This is a genomic window from Candidatus Pelagadaptatus aseana, from assembly GCF_040362265.1.
GTDB lineage: Bacteria > Pseudomonadota > Gammaproteobacteria > Pseudomonadales > Cellvibrionaceae > Pelagadaptatus > Pelagadaptatus aseana.
The window spans coordinates 23,448-35,916 of the sequence record NZ_BAABNJ010000005.1 but is presented as its reverse complement, the minus strand read 5'-3'; the positions used below and the strand labels follow the sequence as shown (position 1 = coordinate 35,916).

General features: G+C 54.0%; 9 protein-coding genes. 8 read left to right on the top strand and 1 reads right to left on the bottom strand.

All coding sequences use genetic code 11. From position 1 onward, the window contains the following. Window positions 1-58: 58 nt before the first annotated feature. Window positions 59-1,084, bottom strand: a complete 1,026-nt coding sequence (locus ACPXV9_RS08740; RefSeq protein ID WP_423896070.1) for a LysM peptidoglycan-binding domain-containing protein — start codon at window positions 1,082-1,084, stop codon at window positions 59-61. A 228-nt stretch (window positions 1,085-1,312) separates the two neighbouring features. Between ACPXV9_RS08740 and def the strand changes: the two genes are divergently transcribed. From def to glyS, 8 genes are all read left to right on the top strand, one after another. Next, window positions 1,313-1,819, top strand: coding sequence for a peptide deformylase (gene def / locus ACPXV9_RS08735; protein ID WP_423896069.1), 507 nt, complete (start codon window positions 1,313-1,315; stop codon window positions 1,817-1,819). Window positions 1,820-1,882: 63 nt separating this feature from the next. Further along, window positions 1,883-2,833 carry a methionyl-tRNA formyltransferase gene (fmt, locus tag ACPXV9_RS08730; RefSeq protein WP_423896068.1) on the top strand — a complete coding sequence of 317 codons (951 nt, stop codon included), beginning with the start codon at window positions 1,883-1,885 and terminating at the stop codon, window positions 2,831-2,833. A 2-nt stretch (window positions 2,834-2,835) separates the two neighbouring features. Further along, the gene (gene rsmB / locus ACPXV9_RS08725) at window positions 2,836-4,134 is read left to right on the top strand and encodes a 16S rRNA (cytosine(967)-C(5))-methyltransferase RsmB (RefSeq protein ID WP_423896067.1); all 1,299 of its coding nucleotides are present in this window, start codon (window positions 2,836-2,838) and stop codon (window positions 4,132-4,134) included. A 77-nt stretch (window positions 4,135-4,211) separates the two neighbouring features. After that, on the top strand, window positions 4,212-5,597 hold the full coding sequence (trkA, locus tag ACPXV9_RS08720; protein ID WP_423896066.1) for a Trk system potassium transporter TrkA: 1,386 nt from the start codon (window positions 4,212-4,214) through the stop codon (window positions 5,595-5,597). Between the two features lie 36 nt (window positions 5,598-5,633). Continuing rightward, window positions 5,634-7,082, top strand: a complete 1,449-nt coding sequence (locus ACPXV9_RS08715) for a TrkH family potassium uptake protein (protein WP_423896065.1) — start codon at window positions 5,634-5,636, stop codon at window positions 7,080-7,082. Between the two features lie 19 nt (window positions 7,083-7,101). Beyond that, window positions 7,102-9,264, top strand: coding sequence for a sensor domain-containing phosphodiesterase (locus ACPXV9_RS08710; protein WP_423896064.1), 2,163 nt, complete (start codon window positions 7,102-7,104; stop codon window positions 9,262-9,264). A 154-nt stretch (window positions 9,265-9,418) separates the two neighbouring features. Continuing rightward, window positions 9,419-10,375 (top strand): glycine--tRNA ligase subunit alpha, encoded by a 957-nt coding sequence (gene glyQ / locus ACPXV9_RS08705; RefSeq protein WP_423896520.1) that lies wholly within the window; start codon window positions 9,419-9,421, stop codon window positions 10,373-10,375. Between the two features lie 3 nt (window positions 10,376-10,378). Continuing rightward, window positions 10,379-12,460: a glycine--tRNA ligase subunit beta gene (gene glyS, locus ACPXV9_RS08700; protein ID WP_423896063.1), complete on the top strand. Its 2,082-nt coding sequence runs from the start codon at window positions 10,379-10,381 to the stop codon at window positions 12,458-12,460. The last annotated feature ends 9 nt before the right edge of the window (window positions 12,461-12,469 follow it).

Sequence of the window (12,469 nt, the reverse complement as noted above, 5' to 3'; positions counted from 1 at the left end):
TTATCGCGGGCATAAAAAAACCGGGAGAGTATCCCGGTTTATTTACCGCCTGAAACTATCAGGGGTTGCGTACCTTGTCTTCAACAGAAAGGGGACGAGTGGTTTCCAATACCAACGCATAGCTCATGCGCTCAAAGGTACGAAACACCATCAGCAAGCCCGCTCGCTCATCCGGCAGATCCACCGTATCACCAGCAATGCGATCGCGAACTTTGCCACCGGTTTTATAAATGGCTAACACATTGCCAATGGCCAGACCGTCACGGTCACCTCGATTGATAGCCACAACGTCCATGCTGCCAACTTGGGTCAAACCACCTTCCACGGCGATCACCACCCCTTCAATATCGGTATCGGGCGCAGATGGGAAGAAGGTCGAATCAATGGAACGCTCCTCATTGGGCAGCAAACGGTCGCCTACCCGAATTTCCTGAGTGGTTCGGGAAACAGAGAAGGTGGCAATACCGTTTTCTTCCGTTTCCAGTTTGACCGAACCAATATCCAGCGCCTGGGTACCCAGCTTTTCATCGGTTTCCGGATCGATAAAATCCTTGCCTTTGCGGTAAACGCCATAGACCGGACTACTCTCGGTAAAATCACCGCGGGCGTATAGCTGGTCACCCGCCCCCAGTACCAGATGTTTTTCCGCACCAACCAGCACATAGGGAGCCTCATCCAGCTCACCGTTGAGCACCACCCGACTGCGACTCAAAAAACTGTTGATGGCATCCAGAGGGATCGCCGGAATCGCATCACCCAGCGGCTCAATCCGCATGGATGGGGACAATTTGTAAGTCCGGCCTGTTTCACCGCGATCTACCGTCAGACGTGGCTTGCCATCGATATAGATAAGACGAATCACATCACCGGGGTAAATCAAATGGGGGTTATCAATCTGTGGATTGGCGTGCCAGATCTCCGGCCACATCCATGGGCTCTTGAGAAAGGTTTCGGAGATATCCCACAGGGTGTCACCTTTGACCACCACGTGGCTATCAGGGTGCGAATCATTGAGCACAATCTCATCCGCCTGAACTGACAAACTCAGCCACGCGGCCGCCATACCTAGCAGTATTTTTTTCATTAGAATCGATCCTGTTGTGTCCGGTGATCAGCAGTATCTTTATAATAGCCAAACACCTGTGAAATGCCGGAGCCTTTCTACAGCCTATTTCAACCGCTATCAAAGGCCGAAATACTGTATGATTCATAATGTTAGCAGCGATTGTTGCATTTTTACTAGAACATTGATCTCTATCTGCAGGTTTTTGAACCGAGTTCACAAACAACCGATCACTAAAGACAGTTAATTATGGCCCTATTACCCATCCTTGAGTTTCCAGACCCACGTCTGCGCACCATTGCCGAGCCCGTTGATCAGGTGGACGATGACATCAGAACCCTGATCGACGACATGTTTGAAACCATGTACGCCGCACCGGGTATCGGTCTGGCCGCCACTCAGGTCAATGTTCATAAACAGGTTGTGGTCATGGACATCTCCGAGGAACAGGACGACCCATTGGTCTTTATTAACCCGAAGGTAACTGTGCTGGCCGATGACACCCTGCCCTATGACGAGGGCTGCCTCTCAGTTCCGGGTTTTTATGAGACCGTCGATCGCCCCGCCAGCATTCAGGTCGAAGCGCTGGATCGCCATGGTGAAGCCTTTACCCTCGAGCCCGATGGTCTGTTGGCAGTCTGCATCCAGCACGAGCTGGATCACCTGAACGGCAAACTGTTTGTGGACTATATTTCCACCATGAAGCGCAATCGCATCCGTAAAAAGCTGGAAAAGGTTCACCGCCAGCGCGCCTGATCAATTCCAGCCCGCTGCCGTTACCAGCCCCTCTTCTATTGATACAGACCAAGGATTCATTGCATGTCTGATTCTGGCCTTCGCATTATTTTTGCCGGCACCCCGGACTTTGCTGCCCACCACCTGCAGGTGCTGCTCAACAGCGAACACCAGGTGATAGCGGCCTACACCCAGCCGGACCGTCCAGCCGGACGCGGTAAAAAGCTTGTCTCCAGCCCAGTGAAACAGCTGGCGGAACAACATCAGGTGCCGGTCTATCAACCGCAAAATTTCAAAGACGAAGTCGATCAGCAACAATTAAAAGACCTGAACGCCGACATTATGGTGGTGGTGGCCTACGGCCTGCTACTGCCTCAGGTCGTACTCGACACCCCGCGGCTGGGTTGCATCAATGTCCACGCTTCATTACTGCCGCGCTGGCGGGGAGCCGCTCCCATTCAGCGAGCTGTTGCCGCCGGTGATAACGCGAGCGGTGTCACCATCATGCAAATGGACATAGGTCTGGACACCGGTGACATGCTGGTTAAAACCCACTGCCCCATCGCCCCCGATGAAACCGGTGGCAGCCTGCACGACAAACTGCAGGCGCAAGGGGGACCGGCACTACTGCAAGCCCTGTCACAACTGGCTTCTGGCACCAGCCAGCCGCAAGTTCAGGATGACTCGCAGGCCAATTACGCCCACAAACTCAGCAAACAGGAAGCCGCCATCGACTGGCAGCAACCGGCCCGGCAAATTGAGCAAATGGTACGAGCCTTTAACCCCTTCCCCGTCGCCTATTTTGTCGACGGCAAGGATCGTATTCGCGTCTGGCAGACCAAGCCACTGGCCGCAAGCAGCTCGAGCCAACCGGGTACCATTATTGCTGCCAGCAACGACGGCATTGAAGTCGCCACTGGCGAAGGCAGCCTGTTAATTGAAACCCTGCAACTGCCCGGCAAAAAGGCGCTGCCAGTAGCCAACATCCTCAACGGTTACAAAGAGCGCTTTGCCCCCGGCAAGGTCTTTGGCTGATCGTGGCTAACCCAACCCTGAGTGTCCGGGCCCAAGCCGCCATTACCCTGGCCCAGGTGCTGCAACAACAGGCTTCACTGGCCAGCCTGATGACTCCGGCGCAAGATAAAGTAGCCACCAAGGATCGCGGCCTGCTGCAGGAATTGTGTTTTGGCACCCTGCGCTGGCAACCCAAACTGCAATCGGTGATTGGCCGCTTGCTGGATAAACCTCTCAAACCCAAAGACTCCGATATCCAGGCATTGCTGTTACTGGGTCTCTATCAGATTGACTACACCCGTATTCCGGAACACGCCGCTCTGAGCAGTACCGTCGAAGCCTGCCGGGAGCTGAAAAAGCCCTGGGCCAGCAAACTGCTGAACGGTGTGCTGCGCCGCTATCTGCGAGAGCGGCAATCCCTGCACGAACAAATGCTCAACAGCCCAGCCTTTCAAACCGCCCACCCCAACTGGCTGCGCAAACAGGTTGAACAATTTTGGCCGGATCGGGCCGATGCCATCTTTGCCGCCAATAACGATCACCCGCCGTTTACCCTGCGACTCAATAGCCACCAGCAGAGCCGTAATGACCTGCTGTCTCAAATGGCTGATGCCAAAGCCACACCTTTCAGCCCCTTTGGGATTACTCTGGCTGCAGCCTGTGACGTAACCCAGCTACCGGGATTTAATCAGGGCTGGCTCAGTGTTCAGGATGAGGCCGCGCAACTGGCAGCGCCATTGATGGAGCTGGCCCCCGGGCAGAGGGTACTGGATGCCTGCTGTGCCCCCGGAGGTAAAACCGGCCATCTGCTGGAGCTGGAGCCACAACTCGACGAAGTGGTGGGGCTGGAGCTGGAAGAACGCCGTCTGGTGCGCGTCAGAGAAAATCTTGAACGCCTGGGTCTCTCGGCCACACTGATCTGTTGCGACGCCAACCGACTGGACGACTGGTGGGATGGCAAACCATTCGACCGCATCCTGCTCGATGCCCCCTGTTCGGCCACCGGTGTGATTCGCCGCCACCCGGACATCAAGGTGCTGCGCAAGGCCACCGATATCACCCCTCTGGCACAAAGCCAACTGCAACTGCTCCAAAACCTCTGGCCAACCCTGAAACCCGGAGGCCTGCTGATCTATGCGACCTGCTCGGTGCTGCCCACTGAAAACACCCTAGTCGTTGAACAGTTTCTGAAACAGCAATCAGATGCCAGACACATCCCGATCACTGCCGATTGGGGTCAGGAACAGACCTGTGGTCGCCAACTCTTGCCACAATCAGGCGGCCATGACGGTTTTTACTACTGTTGCTTAAGAAAAGAATGACTGTAGGGTCTATAGGATTCACTATCAGTCGGCGTTACAATTCCTCACTTAGCTTGGGGAATTCATGAAGGACAGGCATGAAGATTATTATTCTGGGGGCTGGCCAGGTAGGCGGAACGCTTGCACAAAATCTGGCCAATGAAGCCAACGATATCACCGTGGTTGATCACGATGAGGATCGCCTGGCTGAGCTGCGCGATCGTCTCGACATCGGTGCGGTCTATGGCGAAGCCTGCCACCCTAACGTTCTGATTCAGGCCGGCGTGGAAGACGCCGACATGCTGATCGCCGTGACCAACAACGACGAGATGAACATGATTGCCTGTCAGGTGTCCTACAGCCTGTTTCGCACCCCAACCAAAATTGCCCGGGTGCGGGCCAGCGCCTACCTCAACCAATCCCGGCTGTTTGGCACCGAGGCCATCCCCATCGATGTATTGATCAGCCCGGAACGGCTGGTATCCGATTATATTTTCCGCCTGATTGAACACCCCGGAGCACTGCAGGTATTGGATTTTGCCGATGGTCTGGTGCAACTGGTTGCCGTAAAAGCCTATTACGGTGGCCCGCTGGTGGGACAGGAACTGCGTTATCTGCGCGAGCACATGCCCTCGGTGGATACTCGGGTGGCCGCCATTTATCGCCGCGATCGCGCCATTACGCCGGAAGGCTCGACGGTGATTGAGGCCGACGACGAAGTCTTTTTTATTGCCGCCAAATCCGATATCCGTGCCGTAATGAGTGAACTGCGGCGTCTGGAAACCCAGTACAAGCGCATCATCATTGCCGGCGGCGGCAACATTGGTTTTCGTCTGGCCAGCAATTTGGAATCGCGCTACAGCGTCAAATTGATCGAATACAGTGAACAGCGCAGCCGCTATTTGTCAGAACGCCTGCGCCGCACCATTGTCCTGCACGGCAGTGCCTCTGATCAGGATCTGCTGCTGGAAGAAAACATCGAAGACACCGATGTGTTTCTGGCCCTGACCAACGATGACGAGGCCAACGTGATGTCGTCCATGCTGGCCAAGCGCCTGGGTGCCCGCAAGGTGATGACGCTGATCAACAATCAGGCCTATGTGGATCTGGTGCAGGGTGGCGAAATCGATATCGCCATTTCCCCGTCACAGACCACCATTGGCAGCCTGCTGACCCACGTGCGGCGCGGCGATATTGTTCAGGTACACTCACTGCGCCGCGGTGCTGCCGAGGCCATTGAGGTGATCGCCCACGGAGACCAGCGCACCTCCAAGGTGGTCGGTAAAGCTCTGGATGAAATCGATCTGCCCCATGGCGCTACCATTGGTGCCATTGTCCGGGAAACGGAAAAAGGCAATGAAGTGCTGATCGCCCACGATGACATCGTAGTAGAAACCGGCGATCACCTGATCGTGTTTCTGGTCGACAAGAAGCACACCCCCGACATTGAACAACTGTTTCAGGTTGGGTTTTCATTCTTTTAAGGTTTATGGCCACGGCAATCGAGTAAGCGAATACCTATGCATTTTACGGTTATCTTCAAGGTTCTTGGCCTGTTGCTGATGCTGTTCAGCCTGACCCTGTTTCCGCCGATGATGGTGTCGATCCTGTTCAAGGACAATAACCACACCGCTTTTGCCATCGCCTTCGCAATCACATTCACCACGGGCCTGCTGGCCTGGTTTCCGGTGCACCGGGTGCGTCAGGACCTGCGCACCCGCGATGGCTTTCTGATCACCGCCCTGTTCTGGACAGTGCTGGGTATCTTTGGGTCACTGCCATTGATGTTTTCCCAGGGTCTGGAGCTCAGCTTTACCGACGCCCTGTTTGAATCCATGTCCGGGCTAACCACCACCGGTGCCACGGTTATTACCGGACTCGACCAACTACCCAAATCCATCCTCTACTACCGCCAGCAACTGCAGTGGTTGGGCGGTATCGGTATTGTGGTTATCGCGGTAGCGATTCTGCCCATGCTGGGCATTGGTGGTATGCAGTTGTACCGGGCCGAGACTCCGGGGCCGGTGAAGGACAGCAAACTGACACCGCGAATTACCGAAACCGCCAAGGCGCTGTTCTTTATTTACGTCGGCCTGACCGCGCTGTGCACCCTTGCCTATTGGTTTGCGGGCATGTCATTTTTTGATGCCATCTGCCACGCCTTCTCCACCGTTGCCATCGGCGGCTTTTCCACCCACGACGCCAGTATCGGTTACTTCGACAGTGAACTGATTATGGCCATCTGCACCCTGTTTATGATGGTGTCCGGAGTCAACTTTGCCCTGCACTTTTTCAGCTGGCGCAACAAAAGTATTCTGCACTATTTTGCCGATCCAGAATTCCAACTCTACGCCAGTGCCATTATCGGCGGCAGCATGATTACGGTGGCCATGCTCTACTGGTATGGCATCTTTGATCTGGAATACAGCATCAGTCATGGCGTTTTCCAGTTGGTTTCGATGCTCACCACCACCGGCTTTGCCACCACGGATTTCAGCAGCTGGCCCAATATGCTGCCATTTATGCTGTTGTACTTTTCCTTTATGGGGGGCTGTGCCGGCTCCACGGCCGGTGGCAGTAAGGTGATCCGGGTGTTACTGGTTATCAAACAGGGTACCCGTGAGATCCACCGACTGATTCACCCCAATGCGGTCATCCCCGTTAAAGTGGGCAACACCGTGGTACCCGATCGGGTGATTGACGCGGTATGGGGGTTCTTCTCCGTCTACGTGCTGGCTTTTATGATCATGTTTCTGATCCTGCTGGGCACGGGACTCGATGTGATCACCGCGTTTTTCGCGGTGGGTGCCTGCATCAATAACCTGGGTCCGGGTCTGGGCGAAGTGGCCGCTCACTATGGCAATATCAATGATCCTTCCAAGTGGATTTTGTGTTTTGCCATGCTTCTGGGTCGCCTCGAAGTATTTACCCTGCTAGTATTATTGTCCCCGATGTTTTGGCGTCGCTGATAATAATAAGATGGGTTAAATGGTTATTGATGAAAATGTTGTCTCGGTAGTTTCCAGACTTTCCCGGCGCCGGGGAGGCAACCTGCTGGACAATATCACTTCGGCACTGGCCGAAGTCGTGGATGCCGACCACACCTTTATCGCCCGCATCAATGCCAACCGCACTCTGGCGACCACCGAGGCCTACTTCCAGAAAGGCAAACGCGCTGACAATTTCAGTTACGACCTTGAGCACACACCCTGCGCCATAGTGACCGACAACCGGGTTTGCTGCCACAACGGCAATGTTCAGGCGTGCTTCCCTGACGATCAAATGCTGATCGATATGCGCATCAACAGCTATGTCGGGACACCGCTGCACGACTCCCATGGCAATGTGTTTGGTATTATTGTCGCACTCTACGAGGGCAAGATTGATAACGAAGAGGCCGTCTGCTCCCTGTTTACTCTGTTCTCGGGCTTAATCGCTGGCGATATCGAACGCCGTGAAAAACAACAATCACTCAACCTGTCACAGGCCATTATCTCGGAAATGGAAGAGGCGGTGGTCATCACCAACGACCAATACGAAATCGTCTCTTGCAATAAGGCCTTTACCGATTTGACCGGCTACACCGCCGAAGAAGCTCAGGGGCAGAAAACCAATCTGCTGAAATCCGGCCAACAGGACGACAATTTCTATCAGCGCTTCTGGTCGGCCATCAACGAGCACGGTCACTGGGAAGGTGAAATATACAATCGCAAGAAAAGCGGTGAGCTCTACCCGGAATACATGCGGGTACAGCGCATCACCGAACCGGTCAGTAACAATATCTTTTATCTGGCCATCCACAAGGATATCACTGACCTGAATCAGGCCAGAGAAGAAGCCTTCTTCAATAAAAATTTCGACAACCTGACCCATCTGCCCAATCGCCAACTGTTTCTCGATCGGTTGGATCAATTGATTAAGCAGGAAAACCGCAGTCATCATCGCTGCGCTGTCATGCTGATCGATCTCGATGGCTATCAGGGCATCAACAGCATTCAGGGTCACAACACCGGCAATCAATTGTTACAACTGCTGGCCCGGCGTCTGCAGAATCAATACCGTTCCACCGATCTGATCGGACACCTTGGCAGTGATGAATTCGTGCTGGCACTCAGTGGCCTGGACGACAACCTTGGTGCCCAGCCTCTGGCCGAAGAACTGCTGGAATTACTGCGCCAGCCTTTTACCGAATTTGATGACCCGATCACCATCAGCGGCACCATTGGTATTTCCCTCTACCCTGAGGATTGCACCAACGCCGAGCAGTTGCTGGCCAAAGCCGATCAAGCCATGCAACACGCCAAATCCAAGGGCAAAGATCGCTACGAGTTTTTCACGTCGCACATTCAGCAAGCCAACACCCAACGGCTGAAATTAAAAAAGCAGTTAGCCGAAGCACTGGATCAACGGGAACTGGAAGCGGCTTTTCAACCGATCATCTGTGCCCGAACCGGTCAGATCACCAAACTGGAAGCACTGGCGCGGTGGAATTCGCCCGATGGCTTGGTGTCACCGGCTGAGTTTGTTCCCATTGCCGAGGATTTTGGTCTCTGTCACCTGCTGGGCAATTTGATTTTGCAGCAAAGCTGCACCATGTTGGAGACTCTCAACAGTCAGGGCCACCAGCTGAGTATTTCGGTGAACCGCTCAATCGCTGAATTCAAGGAACTCAATCACGACATTTCCAGCTGGCTGGAAATTATTGAGCACGCCCGCATCGACAACGAACAAATCAGTTTTGAGATCACCGAAAGCCTACTGGCAAGCGAGCAGGATCGTTTACGCGAAGCGCTGCATCAACTCAAAAACGCCAACTGCCCGATACTGCTGGATGACTTTGGCACCGGTTATTCTTCACTGAGCTATCTGCACAGCTTCCCCATCGATTTTCTTAAAATCGACCGCTCCTTTGTCAACAACATGGCCGACAGCATCGAAGCCCGCTCCCTGATCAAATCCATTATCGCCATGAGTCAGGCTCTGGGCATCAAAACCGTTGCCGAAGGTATTGAGAACAAGCGCCAACTGGCGATCTTGAGCACTCTAGGTTGTGATTATTATCAGGGCTTCTATTTCTCCAAGCCCCTGTTCGCCAACGAGCTGATCGAATATCTGAACAGCTACTCGCCAGACCCGACTATTTTCTCCTGATTTTTTCAAAATAGCGGTTTTATTGCCTATTCACCGGGCTTTTACGTGCCTGTCCCTTGGTGCAGCCTGATGCTGACGCTATAATCTGCGACCTATTTTGTTTTTGATTTTTAAGGGGCGGACAAACGTGTCTGAAGTCAGCACATCGCAAGCCATCGACAGTGCCAACCACAATGCCGATGTAAGTACTTTTCAGGGTCTGATTCTGGCCCTGCAGCAATACTGGGCGCGTCAGGGTTGCGTCATTCTGCAACCACTGGATATGGAAGTGGGCGCCGGCACCTTTCACCCGGCCACCTTTTTGCGCGCTATTGGCCCGGAGACCTGGAACAGTGCCTACGTACAGCCCTGTCGTCGCCCTACCGATGGCCGTTACGGTGAAAACCCCAACCGCCTGCAACACTACTACCAGTATCAGGTGGTGCTGAAACCTTCGCCGTCCAATATTCAGGAACTCTACCTTGGCTCGCTGAAAGAGCTGGGTATTGATCCAACCATTCACGACATTCGCTTTGTGGAAGACAATTGGGAATCACCCACTCTGGGTGCTTGGGGCCTGGGCTGGGAAGTCTGGCTCAACGGCATGGAAGTGACCCAGTTTACCTATTTCCAACAGGTTGGCGGTCTTGAATGCTTCCCTGTAACCGGCGAAATCACCTACGGTCTGGAGCGCATCGCCATGTACCTGCAGGGTGTGGATTCCATCTACGATCTGGTCTGGACCATTGGCCCCGATGGGAACAAAGTCACCTACGGCGACGTATTCCTGCAAAACGAAGTGGAGATGTCCCACTTCAACTTTGAAGAAGCCGATGTTGATTTTCTGTTCAAGACGTTTGATACCTGCGAATCAGAAAGCCAGCGTCTGATCGAAAAGAATTTGCCGCTGCCCGCCTACGAAATGGTGATGAAAGCCTCCCATGCATTTAACCTGCTGGATGCTCGCCACGCCATTTCTGTGACTGAGCGCCAACGCTATATCCTGCGCGTGCGTACTCTGGCCCGAGCCGTTGCCCAGGCCTATTTTGATGCCCGTAAAAACCTGAACTTCCCGCTGGCCGAGGCCGAGCTGCGCGATCAGGTGTTACAACAACTTGAGAGTGAGAAGTAAACCATGGCTGCAGATTTTCTAGTTGAATTAGGCACCGAAGAACTGCCACCAAAAGCTCTCAAAACCTTGATGAATGCCTTCGCCAATGGCATCAAGGACGGTTGTCAGAAATCCGGTCTGGCCTTTGCCGCTGTAGAAGCCTATGCCAGTCCACGCCGCCTCACTGCGGTGATTCGCGCACTGGAAGCCGAGACTCCGCGCAAGCAACAAACCGTTTGGGGCCCGCCGGCGAAAATCGCCTTTGACGGCGATGGCAACCCCAGCAAAGCTGCCGAAGCCTTTGCCAAAAAGAACGGACTCAGCGTCAGTGATCTCGCTACCGAAAACGATGGCAAAGCCGACAAACTGGTGTGCCGTGTAGAAACCGGTGGGGAACGTGCGATCAGTTTACTTCCCAATATTGTTGAAGCCTCGTTGAATGCCCTGCCCATTCCCAAGCGCATGCGTTGGGGTGCCAGCCGCACCGAATTTGTTCGCCCGGTACACTGGCTGGTCATGCTCTACGGCAATGAAATTGTTGACGCCAGTATTCTGGGTTTGACCGCTTCGCGCGAAACCCGCGGCCATCGCTTTCACTACAACCAGGTATTGGAAGTTGAAAATGCCGACGACTACCTGAAGAAGTTACCGGAAATCGCCTACGTAGAGGTGGACTTCACCAAACGCCAGCAGTTGATTCGCGAACAGGTGAGTACCGAAGCCGAAAAAGTTGGCGGCGTTGCCGTGATTGGCGACGATCTGCTCGATGAGGTAACGGCACTGGTGGAATGGCCCGTTGCTCTGACCGGTCGCTTTGAAGATCGCTTCCTGGAAGTGCCGGCAGAAGCCCTGATTTCTTCCATGAAAGAGCACCAGAAGTACTTCCATGTAGTCGCCAGTGACGGCAAGCTGATGCCCTACTTTATTACCGTTGCCAATATCGTCAGCACCGACCCACAACAGGTGATCGACGGTAACGAGCGGGTGATCCGTCCCCGTCTGGCTGACGCCGCATTTTTCTTTGAAACCGATAAGAAGACCAGCCTGTCGCAGTTCCGTGAACGCTTAAAGCCGATTGTCTTCCAGGCTCAACTGGGTTCCATCTTCGACAAAACCGAACGGGTTAAATCTTTGGCCGCTTATATTGCCGAACAAACCGGCGCCGATAGCACCAAAGCGCAGCGAGCGGCAGAGCTGTGCAAATCCGATCTGGTGTCGGACATGGTGGGCGAGTTCGACAAAATGCAGGGTCTGGCCGGATACTACTATGCGCTTAACGATGGCGAAGACGAGTCTGTAGCCAAGGCCATGTACGAGCAGTATCTGCCAAAGTTCGCAGGCGACAAACTGCCGGAAACCGAAACCGGTACCATCATTGCTCTGGCTGATCGCATCGATACCCTCAGTGGTATCTTCGGTATTGGTCAGAAGCCTACCGGCTCCAAAGACCCCTTTGCCCTGCGCCGCGCCAGTCTGGGTGTGCTGCGCCTGTTGGTAGAGAAAGAGCTGGCCCTGGACTTGCGAGAGCTGTTAACCGTTGCGGCCCAACAGCATGGCAGTAACATCAAGGATGTTGAAGAAACCGTTGAGACGGCCTTTAACTATATGGTCGAGCGCTTCCGTGCCTGGTACGAAGAAGAATCCATCAATGGTGCGGTATTCCAGGCAGTACAAGCCAAGAATCTGTCCCAGCCACTGGATATCAATAAGCGGGTTCACGCTGTAAACAGTTTTACCCAGCTCGCGGAAGCCGAAGCACTGGCAGCAGCCAACAAGCGCGTTTCCAATATTCTGGCGAAACTGGACAGCGAACCCGCAACAGAGATCAATCAGGGTCTGCTGCAAGAACCGGCTGAACAGGCTTTGGCCAATGCTATTAACGATATCGCCAAAGTGGTTGAGCCACTGTTTGCCTCCCGCGATTACTCGGCAGGTCTCGCGCAACTGGCAGCTCTGCGCCAGCCCATCGACACCTTCTTTGACGATGTGATGGTGATGGCCGATGACGAAGCCCTGAAGAACAATCGGATTGCTCTACTGGCTACACTGCGCAACCTGTTTTTGGAAGTCGCGGATATTTCCCTGTTGGCACCGGCCAAACAGTAAGGGCACGAT

What these genes read in the sequence shown, in the direction of transcription:
- ACPXV9_RS08740 (WP_423896070.1), bottom strand. Translation starts at nt 1,084, where the DNA reads ATGAAAAAAATACTGCTAGGTATGGCGGCCGCGTGGCTGAGTTTGTCA.
- def (WP_423896069.1), top strand. Translation starts at nt 1,313, where the DNA reads ATGGCCCTATTACCCATCCTTGAGTTTCCAGACCCACGTCTGCGCACC.
- fmt (WP_423896068.1), top strand. Translation starts at nt 1,883, where the DNA reads ATGTCTGATTCTGGCCTTCGCATTATTTTTGCCGGCACCCCGGACTTT.
- trkA (WP_423896066.1), top strand. Translation starts at nt 4,212, where the DNA reads ATGAAGATTATTATTCTGGGGGCTGGCCAGGTAGGCGGAACGCTTGCA.
- ACPXV9_RS08715 (WP_423896065.1), top strand. Translation starts at nt 5,634, where the DNA reads ATGCATTTTACGGTTATCTTCAAGGTTCTTGGCCTGTTGCTGATGCTG.
- ACPXV9_RS08710 (WP_423896064.1), top strand. Translation starts at nt 7,102, where the DNA reads ATGGTTATTGATGAAAATGTTGTCTCGGTAGTTTCCAGACTTTCCCGG.
- glyS (WP_423896063.1), top strand. Translation starts at nt 10,379, where the DNA reads ATGGCTGCAGATTTTCTAGTTGAATTAGGCACCGAAGAACTGCCACCA.